The sequence below is a fragment of the Streptomyces sp. NPDC051940 genome, from assembly GCF_040680895.1.
Taxonomy (GTDB): Bacteria; Actinomycetota; Actinomycetes; order Streptomycetales; family Streptomycetaceae; genus Streptomyces.
Genome location: NZ_JBFAXR010000019.1, coordinates 43,470 through 57,275, shown reverse-complemented (window position 1 = coordinate 57,275; position 13,806 = coordinate 43,470). Strand labels below are relative to the sequence as shown.

Sequence of the window (13,806 nt, the reverse complement as noted above, 5' to 3'; positions counted from 1 at the left end):
GCGCACGCCCTGTGGGCCTTCGACGGGGGTCCGGGGCGCTGCGGAGTCAGCGGGTGGGGGCGTGGGCGAAGGGGATCAGCGGGCGGGCCTCGTCGCCCACTCCGGGATGTTCGACCGGACGTAGGAGTCCGGGTCCCGGTGGAGGCGTCGGAGCACCGCGCGGGTCTCCGGTTCGGCGCCCGGGAAGCGGCCCAGGGCGATGGCCGTCCAGGCGCGGACGCGGGCGTCCGGATCGTCCGCGCAGGCGCGGATCGCGGGGAGGGCGTGCGGCTGCCCGGCGTAGCCGAGGGAGCTGAGGGCGCTCACCCGGACCTGCGGGGCCGGGTCGGCCAGCAGGCGCAGCAGCAGGTCGACGGCGGCCGGACTGTTCGCGGTGTGGCTGCCGATGGTGCCGACGGACGCGCCGCGGACGTCCTCGTCGGGGTCCTGTGCCGTCCGGGCCAGCAACTCCAGGTCCGACGGCTCGGGCACGAAGCCGAGCAGCCAGACGGCCTTGGCCCGCAGCCGCCGGTCCGGGTCGTGGAGCAGGGGCAGCAGCACGCCCCGGGAGCGGGCGGGGTCCTCCGCGGCAAGGTCGGCCAGCCGGGTCGACAGCCCGTCCTGGTCGTCCCCCAGGTCCACCGAACCGGCCCGCAGCAGCGCCGGCAGCGCGGCCGGTCCGCCGATCCCGGCCAGCAGGATGCCCAGCATCTCCCGGGCCCAGGTGTTCGCCGCCCGTACCGCCGCCGTGAGATGCGCCTCCACGCGCGGCGCGTGCTCGGCCCCCAGCACCGACTCCAGCTCGTCCGCCAGGTCGATCAGCTCGTCGACGTCCTCGTCCAGGTCGGCCAGGCCCGCCGCCAGGCGGTCGAGTGCCGCTTCCCGCTCGTCCATGCCGGGCACGGTATCCGGTCCGCCGGTCAGCGGTGTTGACGGGTGTCCGTGCGTGGTCCGGTCGTCACCCCGGGTCTCCCGGCAGCGGGAACACCCGCGCCGTGACCGCGACCGGGCGGGTGCCGGTTCGGCGTCCCCGGAAGCGGTAGCCGTCGAGCAGTTCGCGGAACGCCTGGGCCAGATCGGCCCGTTCAGCCGGTGTGAGGTGCACGATGTCGTCCACCCGCTCGTCGCGGCGCCACTCGGCCGGTTCGCCGTCCCTCTCCTCGAGCCAGTGCGCGTACGCCCCTTCCGGCACCGCTTCCCCCGCCCCGGCGACCGGTCCCCACCGGAGCCGCCATGGCCGTTCCCGGCCGCCGCCCCGCCGCGGGGCCTCCTCGACCAGCCCGTAGCGGGCCAGCTGGCGCAGATGGAACGAGCACAGCCCCGAGCTGTGACCGAGCCGCGCCGCGGCCTGGGTCGACGTGATCGTCCCGGCCTCCGCGAGCAGGTCCAGCAGGGCCACCCGCACCGGATGGTCGGGCAACGGGCGCCGCCGGGCGCCGGGCCGGGACGCGGAGGCGGACGCGGGGGCCTGGTTCTCTTCAGTCACCCGCCCCAGGATGGTACTTTGCAAACCGCTTTGCAAACCCCCTTGCAAGCAGCCGGCCCACCAACACGTGTGCGGAAGAACAGGGTTGCCGAATGTCCGAAGTCCGCGTCCAGGGCGTCCCCACCCCCTCCCACCCCTCACCCACGCCGGAGGCGGGGCGCGGCACGCCCCGCAGGATCACGGTCGTAGGCGAGGAGGTCCTGAGCCGCCGCTGCCAGCCGGTCACCGGGTTCGGCACCCCGGAACTCGCCGCGCTGATCGACGACATGTTCGCCACCAACCACATCGCCGAAGGCGCCGCGATCGCCGCCAACCAGGTCGGCGTCGACCTCCAGCTCTTCGTCTGGGACATGACCGACGACTGGGGCGTCCGCCACGTCGGCCATATCGCCAACCCCGTGCTGGAGGACCTCCCCGCGGACGCGCGCCGCCTCGTCGAGGAGCCCGAGGGCTGCCTGTCCGTCCCCGGCCCGTACCGGGACGTCGCCCGCCCCGACCACGCGATCGTCCGGGGCCGGGACAAGGACGGCAACCCCCTGGTCATCGAGGGCCGCGGCTACTTCGCCCGCTGCCTGCAGCACGAGACCGACCATCTGTACGGCCGTCTCTACCTGGACCGCCTCACCCGCCGCGAACGCGCCCGCGCCCTGCGTGAGATGGCCGACCTCCAGGACGCGGTCCTGGCCCGCCGCGCCTCCCGCATCCAGGAGCACCGCACCCCGCCCCCGGCCGCACCCTGAGAGCCGGCAGCCCTCAGACTCCCCCCGCCACCACCCGGTCCACCTGCGCCGGCGACAGCGCGTGCTCGATCGCCAGGATCCCCGCCCCGAGGGCCGCCGCGTCCTCGCCCGTGTGCGTCGGCTCGATCCGCAGCACGTGTGTGGCCAGCGGATGGGAGCGGCGGTACACCGCCTCCCGTACACCCGCCAGCAGCTGGTCGTGTACGGCGGCCAGGGCGCCGCCCAGGACCACCACCTCCGGGTTGAAGAAGTTGACCAGTCCGGCCAGCACCTCGCCGACCGCCCGGCCCGCCTCGCGGACCATGCGCACGGCCTCCCGGTTGCCGTCCTTCACCAGCCGTACGACGTCCAGGCCCGAGGCGGCGGGCAGCCCGGCCTCCGTCAGCCGCTCTGCCAGTGACGCGCCGCCCGCGATCGCCTCCAGGCAGCCGGAGTTGCCGCAGCGGCACAGCTCCTCGCGTTCGCCGACCCGGATATGGCCGATGTCGCCGGCGGAGCCCTGGGCGCCGCGGTGCAGCCGGCCGTCGGCGATGATGCCGCAGCCGATACCGGTGCCGATCTTGATGCACAGCAGGTAGCGCGTACCGGGGAAGGCGCGGCGCTGTTCGGCCAGGGCCATGACGTTGACGTCGTTGTCGACCAGGGCGCGCACCCCGAAGTGCTCGGCGAAGAACTCCGGGATCGGGTAGTGGTGCCAGCCCGGCATGATCGGCGGGTCCACCGGCCGGCCGGTGGAGAACTCCACCGGCCCGGGCACCCCGAGCCCGATCGAGCGCAGCGTCCGCGGCTCCCGGCCGGTCTCCTTCAGCAGCCGGTGCAGGGTCTGCTCCACGTGCCGCAGCACCACCCCCGGCCCCTCGCCGATCCGGAGCGGGTCCTCCTGTACGGCGAGCAGCGTGCCGCCGATGTCCATCAGCGCCACCCGGCAGTGCGAGGCGCCGAGGTCCACCCCGGCCACCGCGTGCTCCCGGGTGCGCAGCGCGAGGCGGCGCGGCGGGCGGCCGCCGGTGGAGGCGCCCTCGGCGTCCTCGTCGACGAAGCCGTGCGCGATCAGGGCGTCCACCCGCTGGGACACGGTGGAGCGGGCGAGTCCGGTGAGGCGCGCGATGTCGGCGCGGGTCGCGGCGGTGCCGTCGCTGATCAGGGCGAGCACCTCGCCGGGCGACTGGCCGCTGGGCGTGGGGGCGTGACCGGCGGGTTCGCGGTCCGGCGGCGGTGACATGCCAGCAACGATAAGGCGGACCGGGATCCTCAACAACCCCTACTTTGTTCGATGTTCGGCAGAAGCTTTTGCCAACTCGTCTTCCAAATCCGCTGCTTCAGACCTTGACAGGTCAAAGAAGCCTCGGGACATTGCCAAGCATGCTGACGGTGTCCATGCAAGACGTCTCGAAAAGCTTCCTGGGCGTCAAAGTCCTCCACGGAGTGGACTTAGACCTCCGCCCCGGAGAGGTCCACGCGTTGGTCGGCGAGAACGGCGCCGGCAAGTCCACCCTGATGAAGATCCTGGCGGGGGAGTACGCCCCGGACTCCGGGACGATCACCCTCGACGGCACCCCGCACTCCTTCGGCCACCCGCAGCAGGCGCAGGCCGCGGGGATCGGACTCATCCACCAGGAGTTCGCGCTCTTACCCCACCGCACGGTCGCCGAGAACGTCTTCCTGGGACGCGAGCCCGTCCGCCGCGGGCTCGTCGACCGCCGCGCGATGGAACGCCGTACCGCCGAACTGCTCGCCGAACTCGACGAGACCGGCATCCGGCCCCGCACCCTGGTCAAGGACCTGTCCGTCGCCCGCCAGCAGACCGTCGAGATCGTCAAAGCCCTCGCCTCCGACGTGAAGGTGCTCGTCATGGACGAGCCCACCGCCCCCCTCGCCGACCACGAGGTCGAGCTCCTGTACGCCCTGGTCCGCCGCCTCGCCGCCCGCGGCCTGGGCATCCTCTACATCTCGCACCGCCTCCGCGAGGTCTTCGACCTCTCCGCGCGGATCACCGTCCTGAAGGACGGCCGCAGGGTCGCCACCCTGGACACCGCCCGTACGACGACCGACGAGGTCGTCCGCGCCATGGTCGGCCGCGAACTCGGCTCGTACTACCCGCCCCGCGCCCGCCCCGACGAGATCGGCGCCCCCCTCCTCACCGTCCGCGGCGGCGGCAACGACCGCCTGCGCGGCATCGGCCTCACCCTGCGGGCCGGTGAGATCACCGGCGTGGCCGGACTCCAGGGTTCGGGGCGCACCGCGCTGGTGCGGGCGCTGTTCGGGGCGACGCCGTTCACCGCGGGGGAGATGACCCCGCTGCGCCCCGGCAGCCCCCGCCAGGCCATCCGCGGCGGGATCGCCCTGGTCACCGAGGACCGCAAGGCCGAGGGGCTCGCCCTGCGCCAGTCCGTGCGCGACAACGCCCTGCTGGTCACCCGGGCCGTGGCCGGCCGTACCCCGCGCGACGTCGGCGGGCTGCTGGAGCGGGTCCGGCTGCGGGCCCGCGGCCAGGACCAGGAGGTCCAGTACCTCTCCGGCGGCAACCAGCAGAAGGTCGTCATCGCCAAATGGCTGGCCGCCGGCCCCCGGGTCCTGCTCTTCGACGAACCGACCCGCGGCGTCGACGTCGGCGCCAAGGCCGCCATCCACACCCTGGTCCGCGAACTCGCCCGGGAGGGGATGGCCGTCCTCATCGTCTCCTCCGAACTGCCCGAGCTGATCGGCATGAGCGACCGGATCCTCGTCATGGCCCACGGCACCCTCGCCGGCGAACTGCCCGCAGGAGCGGGCGAGGAGGACATCATGCGCCTGGCCACCAGCGACCCCGCGACGGCGGGGGAGGCGGCGTGAACACAGCGAGCGGCACCGCCGTACCGGCCACCGCCAAGGTCCCCCGCCCCGCCCCCGCCAAGGCCCGCCGCCTCCTCGACCCCGTCGCCGGCGTGTGGCTGGCGGCGGCGGCCGTCACCCTGCTCGGCTGGCTCGTCGTCGCCATCGACGGCGGCGAGTTCCTCACCCGCCCCAACATCACGGCCATCCTGCAGAACAGCGTCGCCCTGGGCCTGGTCGCCGTCGGCCAGTCGGTGGTCATCCTCACCGGTTCCCTCGACCTGTCCGTGGCGTACCTGATCAGCCTCGGCACCCTCGTCGCCGCGGAGACCATGCAGGACGGCAGCGTCCTCACCGGCGTCCTCGCCGTCCTGGGCCTGAGCGTCGGCGTAGGCCTCGCCAACGGCCTGATCGTCACCGGGCTGAAGGTCAACGCCTTCATCGCCACCCTCGGCGTCGCCTTCATCCTGCGCGGCTACATCGAGGACAACTACACCGGCCCCGCCGGCAAGGTCCCCGCCTCCTTCCAGCACCTCGGCTACGACCGCGTCGGCCCCGTCCCCGTCTCCCTCTTCCTCCTCGCCGCGGTCGCCGCCGCCCTGTGGCTGATCACCCGCCGCACCCGCCTCGGCCACCACATGTACGCCACCGGCGGCGACGAGCACGCCGCGCGCCTGTCCGGCGTACGCACCAGGCGCACCGTCATCGCCGCACACGTCCTGTGCTCCCTGTGCGTCGGGGCCGCCGCCCTCTTCCTCGCCTCCCGCCTCGGCGCCGGCGCCCCCTGGGCCGGTACGGAGGCGCGCTACGACCTGGAGTCCATCGCCGCCGTCGTCCTCGGCGGCACCGCGCTGGCCGGCGGGCGCGGCGGGGTGAGCGGGACGCTCGGCGGGGTGCTCGTGCTGTCGGTCCTGGACAGCGTGTTCAACCAGCTGTCCGTCGACCCCTTCTTCAAGAACGTCGTCCGCGGCGTCGTCATCATCGCCGCCGTCGCCCTGTACGCCCGCCCCCTGGGCAGGAGGTCCGCCCGATGACCACGGCCACCGCCGCCCTCACCTCCGTGGGCCGCCGCATGGGCACCGGCGCCCCCGTCTACGCCCTGCTCGCCCTGCTCCTCGTCGCCCTCGCCGTCTCCGACCCGAACTTCTACGAACCCGACCGCTTCCTCGCCTTCGTCAAACGCGCCGCGCCGCTGGTCATCCTGGCCGCCGGGCAGTACCTGGTGATCGTCTGCGGCGAGTTCGACCTCTCCGTCGGCGCCATCGTCACCGCCGGGGTGGTGGCCGCCGCCGAGTTCTACGGCTCCTACCCCGACGCCCCCTGGCTGCTGGTGACCGCCGGCCTGCTCGCCGCCGGGGCGGTGGTGGGCCTGGTCAACGGGCTGATCACCACGGTGCTGCGGGTGCCGTCGTTCATCGCCACCCTCGGCATGATGCTCATCCTCGAGGGCGCCGTCTTCTTCTGGACCGGCGGCTCCCCGCACGGCTCGCTGCCCCAGTCCTTCCGCGAGTTCGGCCGCGGTACGGCGATGGGCTGGCTGCCCTGGGCGGTGCCGGCGTGCGTGGCGGCCGGGGCCTTCGCGATGTGGCTGATGCGCTCCGACTTCGGCCGCACCCTCCTCGCCACCGGCGACAGCGAACGCGCCGCCGCCCTCGCGGGGGTGCGGGTCGCGCGCGCCCGCACGCTCGCGTTCGTCCTGTCCGGGGTCGCCGCGGCGCTCGCGGCCGTGCTGGTCGCCGGGTTCTCCGGGGTCTCCGCACAGGCCGGACGGGGGTACGAGTTCGAGGCCATCACCGCCGTCGTCCTCGGCGGGGTGCTGCTCGGCGGCGGCCGGGGCTCGGTCGTCGCCGCCATGGCCGGCGCCTTCTCCCTGCAGGCGCTCTTCACGCTGCTCAACCTCCAGGGCGTCTCCGGCGCGCTGGAGTCGACCGTCCAGGGATTCATCGTCATCGCCGCCGTGGGACTGGGAGCAGCGGACTTCTCCCCGCTCCGCCGGCTGCTCGACCGCCGTACCCGGCCCAACCGTCGTACACAGCCTTCGCGAGAGGAAACCGCATGAGCCGCCCGACCCGCCGGACGCGCCCGACCCGCCCGACGCGCCCGACCGGACGCACCAGACGGACCACCGCGGCCGCGGCCCTGTGCGCCGCCGCCCTGCTCCTCGCCTCCTGCTCCTCCGACAAGCCCGGCGAGAGTGCCGGCGGTCCGGCGGCGGGGGGCAGCAGCTCCGCACCTGCCGACGACGGCAAGCAGTCGGAGTTCTTCGACCAGGCCGAGTACGACCGCCAGCTGGGCCTGGCGACGGCCACCCCCCAGGGCCCCGCGGACAAGCCGTGGGAGCAGATGCTCGAACCGCAGCTGGCCGACACCGCGCAGTACAAGAAGGACCTCTCCGACGGCGTCCATCTGTGCTTCTCCAACGCCGGCGTCTTCAACCCCTGGCGCCAGGTCGGCATGAAGAACATGAAGGCCGAGGTGAAACTCCACAAGGAGATCACCGACTTCACCGTCCTGGACGCCCAGGGCAAGGACGACAAGCAGATCTCCGACATCCAGGAGCTGACGGGCAAGGACTGCGACGCCCTCATCGTCTCCCCGAACACCACCGCCACCCTCACCCCCGCCGTCGAGGAGGCGTGCGGCAAGGTCCCGGTCATCGTCTTCGACCGGGGCGTGGAGACCGACTGCGCGGTCACGTTCATCAACCCCGTCGGCGGCTACGCCTACGGCGCCGCGGCGGCCGACTTCCTGGTGGAGAAGGTCAAGCCCAAGGGCAAGATCGTGGCGCTGCGCATCTCGCCCGGCGTGGACGTGCTGGAGACCCGCTGGTCGGCGGCGAAGATCGCGTTCGACAAGGCCGGACTGGACGTGGTGGAGGTCAAGTTCACCGACGGCGACCCCTCCAAGACCAAGTCGATCGTCTCCGACGCCATCTCCCGCCACGGCAGCGTCGACGGCGTGTGGATGGACGCCGGGGCCACCTCGCTGGCGGCCATCGAGGCGTTCGAGGACGCGGGCCAGGACGTACCGCCGATCACCGGTGAGGACCAGCAGGACTTCCTGCAGGCGTGGAAGGACAAGGGCCTGACCGCCATCGCCCCGACGTACCCGACCTTCCAGTGGCGTACGCCGGTGATCGCCGCGCTCAGGATCCTGAACGGCGAGCAGGTCCCCAAGGAGTGGAAGCTCCCGCAGCCCACCGTCACCCAGGACACCCTCGACCAGTACCTCCAGTCCGGCATGCCGCCCCTGCACTACGCGATGTGCGGCTGCGCGGACCTGCCCGGCTTCCCCAAGGACTGGGGTGGCAAGTGACGTTCGCACCCGCGCTCGGCGCCAACCCGTGGATCTGGGAGTCGCCCGTGACCGAGCCCGTGCTGGCCGGGGTGCTGCCCCGGCTGGCCGGGTGGGGGTTCGACTGCGTCGAGCTGCCGCTGGAGCAGCCCGGCGACTGGCAGCCGGACCCCGTCGCGAAGCTCCTGGACGCCACGGGGCTGGCGCCCGCGGCCGTGGTCGCGGTGATGCCGCCGGGGCGTGATCTGGTACGGGCCCCGGCGGCGGTGGTGCGCGGGACCCAGGACTACCTGCGCACCTGTGTGGACGCCGCCGCCGCGCTGGGCGCCCCGGCGGTCGCGGGCCCGGTCTACGCGGCGGTGGGGCGGACCTGCCGGATGGACGACGCCGAGCGGGCCGCCGCGTACGCCGAGTGGCGCGAGCACCTGGCGCCGGTCGTCGCGCACGCGGCGGCGGCCGGGGTCCGGATCGCCGTCGAGCCGCTCAACCGGTACGAGACGAGCCTGCTCAACACCGTCGGCCAGACCCTGACCGCCCTGGACGGCCTGCCGTCCGACGTGATCGGGGTGGCCCTGGACACGTACCACCAGAACATTGAGGAACGCTCGCTGCCGTCGGCCGTACGCGAGGCCGCCGGCCGGATCGTCCACGTCCAGGTCTGCGCCAACGACCGCGGCACACCGGGCGCCGACCATCTCGACTGGCCGGGTTTCCTGGCCGCGCTGGAGACGGCCGGTTACGACGGCCCGCTGTGCGTCGAGTCGTTCACCGCCCACAACGCGACGATCGCCGTCGCCGCCTCCGTCTGGCGGCCGCTGGCGGCCTCGCAGGACGCGATCGCGGTGGAGGGGCTGGCGTTCCTGCGCGCGCGGCTCGCCCGCCGGCCGGCCGGCGATCCACCCCACCCCGCCCCCCAAGCCCCCGGGACCGCCTCGCCGCCGCACGGCGCCGCAGGCGCGTAGCGCCCAACTCCCCGGCACGGGGTGCCTCCCGTGCCGGGGAGCCCAACCATCACACAGGAGAGGATTCTACGATGGGCTGTCATGCCCGTGACATGCGAAGGGCGTTGGTCACCTTACTGACCGCGCTGCTGCTCACCCTCACCGCCGCACTCCCGTCCGCCGCCTCCGCCGCCCCGAAGGGCCCGGACTTCAAGGTCCTGCTCTTCACCCGCGCCGTCGGCTACGTCCACGGCTCGATCCCCGCCGGGATCGAGATGGTCAAGCAGGAGGCCGCCGAGAACAACTTCGCCGTCGACCAGACCGCCGACCCGGCCGTCTTCGACGACGCGACGCTGGCCGGCTACGACGCCATCGTCATGCTGCAGAACTCCGGCATGGTCTGGGACACCGACGCCCAGCGCGCGGCCCTGCAGAAGTACGTCCGCTCCGGCGGCGGCGTCGTCGCCATCCACAACACGCTGGACATGGGCGTGGAGGCCGAGTTCCCCTGGTGGGACGAGGTCATCAACGGCGGCGTCCACATGCCCGCCCACTCGCCCGGCGTGCTGCAGGGCACCGCGAAGGTCGCCGACCGCGTCCACCCCTCCACCAAGACGCTGCCGGAGCGCTGGCAGCGCCCGGAGGAGTGGTACAACTTCGACGCCAACCCGCGCGGCGACGTCCACGTCCTGGTCACCGCCGACGAGACGACGTACAACCCGGGCAGCGCCGCCATGGGCTACGACCACCCGATCTCCTGGTGCCGCAACACCGAGGGCGGCCGGGTCTGGGCCACCGCCATGGGCCACGACACCCCGGCGTACAGCGAGGCGTTCTTCCGCGACCACGTCGTCGGCGGCATCAAGTGGGCGGCCGGCGCCGAGCCCGGCGACTGCGGCGGCACCGTCTGGAGCGGCTACGAGAAGGTCACCCTCGACGACAACACCGCCGACCCGATGGAGCTCGACGTCGCCGCCGACGGCCGCGTCTTCTACATCCAGCGGGGCGGCGAGGTGAAGATCTTCGACCCCGCCGCGCACACCACCGCCACCGCCGGCAAGCTGAACGTCTACACCGGCGGCGAGGACGGCCTGGTCGGCATGGAGCTCGACCCGGCGTTCAAGGACAACCACTGGATCTACCTCTACTACGCTCCGGCGGACAGCCCCACCGACGTGAACCGCCTCTCCCGCTTCACGGTCAGGGGCGACACCCTGGACCTGGCCAGCGAGAAGAAGCTGATCGACGTCCCGGCGTACCGCGACCGCACCTTCCCCGAGCCCGGCCACACCGGCGGCGCCGTGGAGTTCGGCCCGGACCGCACGCTGTACCTCGGCACCGGTGACGACGTACCGCCCAACCTCGACCCCGACTGGCAGGGTTACGCCCCGCTCGACTGGCGCGAGGGCAAGCAGATGCTCGACGCCGCCCGCACCGCCGGCAGCACCAACGACCTGCGCGGCAAGATCCTGCGCATCAAGCCCACCGACGCCGGCGGCTATGTGGTCCCGCAGGGCAACCTCTTCGCGAAGGGCACCGCGAAGACCCGCCCGGAGATCTACGCCATGGGCTTCCGCAACCCGTTCCGCTTCACGGTCGACCCGACCAACGGCTACGTCCACGTCGCCGACTACGGACCGGACCGCGGCCTGCCCACCACCGACCGCGGCCCCGAGGGCCTGGTCGAGTACAACGTGATCAAGAAGCCGGGCAACTTCGGCTGGCCGTTCTGCCACGGCGACAACCAGCCGTACGCCCCCTTCAACCCCGACACCGGCGTGATCGGCGCCAAGTTCGACTGCGCGAACCCGACGAACCCCTCGCCGAACAACACCGGCCTGACCACCTTGCCGACGATCCAGAAGCCGGACATCTGGTACGGCTACGGCACCTCGCCCGCCTTCCCCGAGATGCGCAGCGGCGGCGCCGCCCCGATGAGCGGCCCGGTCTACCACTACGACCCGAAGAACCCGTCCCCGACCAAGTTCCCGGCGTACTTCGACGGGGCGAGCTTCTTCTACGAGTGGTCGCGCAACTACGTCAAGGAGATCCGCTTCGACAAGGACGAGAAGCTGCTGAAGATCAACGACTTCCTCTCCTCGATGAAGTTCAACAAGCCGATGGACATGACCTTCGGTCCCGACGGCTCGATGTACGTCCTGGAGTGGGGCAGCGCCTTCGGCGGCGGCAACAACGACTCGGGCCTCTACCGGATCGACTACGCCCAGGGCCGCCGGATCCCGGTGGTGCAGGCGAAGGCGTCCGCGACCAACGGCGCGGTGCCGCTGACGGTGAACTTCTCCAGCGAGGGGACGTACGACCCGGACGGCGACTCCCTGACGTACGCCTGGGACTTCGACGGTGACGGGACCTCCGACTCCGCCGAGGCCAACCCCTCGTACACGTACACCGCGAAGGGCGACTTCACCGCCCAGCTGAAGGTGACCGACTCGACCGGCAAGGAGGGCTTCGCGAACATACCCATCACGGCGGGCAACACGGCGCCGACGGTCCGTATCGACTTCCCGGTGGACGGCAAGCTGATCGACTTCGGCGACCGGATCCCGTACAAGATCACCGTCACCGATCCGGAGGACGGCATGATCGACTGCTCGAAGGTCACGCTCAACCCGGCCCTCGGCCACGACGACCACGAGCACCCGACCACCGACATCCCCGGCTGCGAGGGCACCCTCGACACCAGCGGACTCGGCGGCCACCCGGAGGGCGCGGACCTCACGTACGTCCTCAACGCCAAGTACACGGACGGTGGCGGCGGCGACGGCGTCAGCGCGCTGACGGGCTACGGGCGGGCGGTGCTGCAGCCCAAGCACAAGCAGGCCGAGTACCGCGACGCCCAGTCCGGCACCCGGATCGTCTACCAGCCCGGCGCGGAGAACGGCGCCCGGATCGGCGACATCAGCCACGGCGACTGGATCGCGTTCGAGCCGATGTCGGTGGAGGGCGTGACGACGGTGTCGTACCAGGTCTCCTCGCCGTACGGGGTCGGCGCCATCGAGCTGCGGGCCGACGCGCCCGACGGCCCGCTGCTGGCGACGACGCCGGTGCAGAACACGGGCGGCTGGGACACCTACCAGCCGACGGTGTCGAGCACGCTGCAGGGGCTGGCGGGGACGCACCGGCTGTATCTGAGGTTCACGGCCACGCAGAACAACTCGTTCGACGTGGACTCGGTGACGTTCGGCTGAGCGACGGGTGCCCCCCGGTTCCGGCCGGGGGGCACCCCCTTCTTCCTTTCGCTTTTTCGTTACGCCCGGAAGGGACCGGTCACCTCGTACGTGATCCCGCCGGACGAGCTGCCCGTCGTACCGCGCTGGCTGCTGAAGTACAGCCGCCGGCCGTCGGGGGAGAAGGCGGGGCCGGTGATCTCGGACGACGACTGGCCGGTGATCCGCAGGAACGGGGCGACGACGTCGTCCGGAGTGATCAGGCAGATCTCCATGTTGCCGCCGTCCTCGGCGACGAACAGGTCGCCGGAGGCCGCGCCGGTGACGTTGTCGACACCGGTGAGGGGGGCCGAGCCGCCGGTCACCAGGGAGTCGTCGTAGGCGAGTTCGATGGTCTGGGCGGCCGCGTCGTACTGCCAGACGCGGTTGTCGCCCTTGGTGGTGAACCAGCAGGTGCCGTTCGCGTAGTAGCAGCCCTCGCCGCCGTTGAAGCGCTTGGCGCCGGAGACCTGGTCGCGGGTGGCGGTGGAGGCGCCGCTCGGGTCGGGGACCTGCGCCCAGGTGACGGGGCCGGAGGTGCCGGAGCCCATCTGCAGCACCTCCAGGGTGCCGGCGGAGAGGTTGCCCCAGGTCGTCGGGCGGAAGCGGTAGAAGCAGCCGTTGGAGACGTCCTCGGTGAGGTAGACGACCTGGCGGACGGGGTCGGCCGCGGCGGCCTCGTGCTTGAAGCGCCCCATGGCGTCGCGCCGTACGGCGGCGTTCACACCCCAAGGGTCGGTCTCGTAGACGTAACCGCGGTCGACCTCCTCGCAGGACAGCCAGGTGTTCCAGGGCGTCCTGCCGCCCGCGCAGTTGGTGCGGGTGCTGGACAGGATCCGGTAGGCGCCGGTGATCGCGCCGGTCGCGGAGAGGCGGACGGCGCCGACGCCGCCGTTGGGGCTGACCTCGGAGTTGGAGACGTAGATCCACCCCGTGCCGTCGGCGAAGCAGGCGCCGCCGTCGGGGGCGTTGTGCCAGGTGTACGACGTGCCGGTGACCTTCTGCCCGGAGCGGGCGATCACCCGGCTGGTGAAGCCGGAGGGGAGCTGGATGCCGTTCGCGTCGGCGGCCTGCAGCGCCCCGTACGGCCCGGCGCCGGGCTGGGCGGGGGCGGCGTTGGCCACGCCGTGCCAGAGGCTGCCGCCGAACGCGGCGGCGGAGCCGCCGGCGACGGCGCCGCGCAGGAAGGTGCGACGTTCCACGATGTCTCCCGGGTGGGGGTCTCTTCCCCGCGGAGGGTGGGCCGCGGGGTCGGGCGTCGGAACCATAGAAGGCGGAAATTGACTGTGCATCAACAATGCGTGGCGGGGTGGTGGCGGAACGGGGTG

11 protein-coding genes are annotated in these 13,806 nt (G+C 72.5%); 7 read left to right on the top strand and 4 right to left on the bottom strand.

The genetic code is table 11. The features are described 5' to 3' along the window. Nucleotides 1-75: 75 nt before the first annotated feature. Both AB0M28_RS10860 and AB0M28_RS10855 read right to left on the bottom strand, forming a co-directional pair. On the bottom strand, nt 76-873 hold the full coding sequence (locus AB0M28_RS10860) for a HEAT repeat domain-containing protein (RefSeq protein WP_365401135.1): 798 nt from the start codon (nt 871-873) through the stop codon (nt 76-78). A 64-nt stretch (nt 874-937) separates the two neighbouring features. After that, nucleotides 938-1,465, bottom strand: coding sequence for a winged helix-turn-helix domain-containing protein (locus tag AB0M28_RS10855; RefSeq protein ID WP_365401132.1), 528 nt, complete (start codon nt 1,463-1,465; stop codon nt 938-940). A gap of 92 nt (nt 1,466-1,557) precedes the next feature. Here AB0M28_RS10855 and def point away from each other — a divergent pair, with 92 nt between their 5' ends. Next, complete coding sequence (gene def / locus AB0M28_RS10850) at nt 1,558-2,205, top strand: peptide deformylase (protein WP_365401129.1); 648 nt, start codon at nt 1,558-1,560, stop codon at nt 2,203-2,205. A 13-nt stretch (nt 2,206-2,218) separates the two neighbouring features. On the opposite strand, the gene AB0M28_RS10845 is transcribed toward def, so the two are convergent. Then, nucleotides 2,219-3,427 (bottom strand): ROK family transcriptional regulator, encoded by a 1,209-nt coding sequence (locus tag AB0M28_RS10845; protein ID WP_365401126.1) that lies wholly within the window; start codon nt 3,425-3,427, stop codon nt 2,219-2,221. 140 nt (nt 3,428-3,567) lie between these two features. Between AB0M28_RS10845 and AB0M28_RS10840 the strand changes: the two genes are divergently transcribed. From AB0M28_RS10840 to AB0M28_RS10815, 6 genes are all read left to right on the top strand, one after another. Continuing rightward, nucleotides 3,568-5,037, top strand: coding sequence for a sugar ABC transporter ATP-binding protein (locus tag AB0M28_RS10840; protein ID WP_365401122.1), 1,470 nt, complete (start codon nt 3,568-3,570; stop codon nt 5,035-5,037). Between the two features lie 92 nt (nt 5,038-5,129). Continuing rightward, nucleotides 5,130-6,050 (top strand): ABC transporter permease, encoded by a 921-nt coding sequence (locus tag AB0M28_RS10835; protein WP_365401229.1) that lies wholly within the window; start codon nt 5,130-5,132, stop codon nt 6,048-6,050. Beyond that, on the top strand, nt 6,047-7,075 hold the full coding sequence (locus AB0M28_RS10830; RefSeq protein ID WP_365401119.1) for an ABC transporter permease: 1,029 nt from the start codon (nt 6,047-6,049) through the stop codon (nt 7,073-7,075). Before AB0M28_RS10835 ends, AB0M28_RS10830 begins: the two co-directional genes overlap by 4 nt. Then, a complete protein-coding gene (locus AB0M28_RS10825) occupies nt 7,072-8,331 on the top strand; it encodes a substrate-binding domain-containing protein (RefSeq protein WP_365401116.1) in 1,260 nt (419 codons plus the stop codon). The genes AB0M28_RS10830 and AB0M28_RS10825 overlap by 4 nt, the downstream gene beginning before the upstream one ends. Beyond that, entirely contained in the window at nt 8,328-9,272 is a 945-nt protein-coding gene (locus AB0M28_RS10820; protein WP_365401113.1) for a sugar phosphate isomerase/epimerase family protein, read from the top strand. The genes AB0M28_RS10825 and AB0M28_RS10820 overlap by 4 nt, the downstream gene beginning before the upstream one ends. Before the next feature lie 71 nt (nt 9,273-9,343). Beyond that, complete coding sequence (locus AB0M28_RS10815) at nt 9,344-12,460, top strand: ThuA domain-containing protein (protein ID WP_365401110.1); 3,117 nt, start codon at nt 9,344-9,346, stop codon at nt 12,458-12,460. A 59-nt stretch (nt 12,461-12,519) separates the two neighbouring features. On the opposite strand, the gene AB0M28_RS10810 is transcribed toward AB0M28_RS10815, so the two are convergent. Continuing rightward, on the bottom strand, nt 12,520-13,680 hold the full coding sequence (locus AB0M28_RS10810) for an alkaline phosphatase PhoX (protein ID WP_365401107.1): 1,161 nt from the start codon (nt 13,678-13,680) through the stop codon (nt 12,520-12,522). Nucleotides 13,681-13,806: the final 126 nt, after the last annotated feature.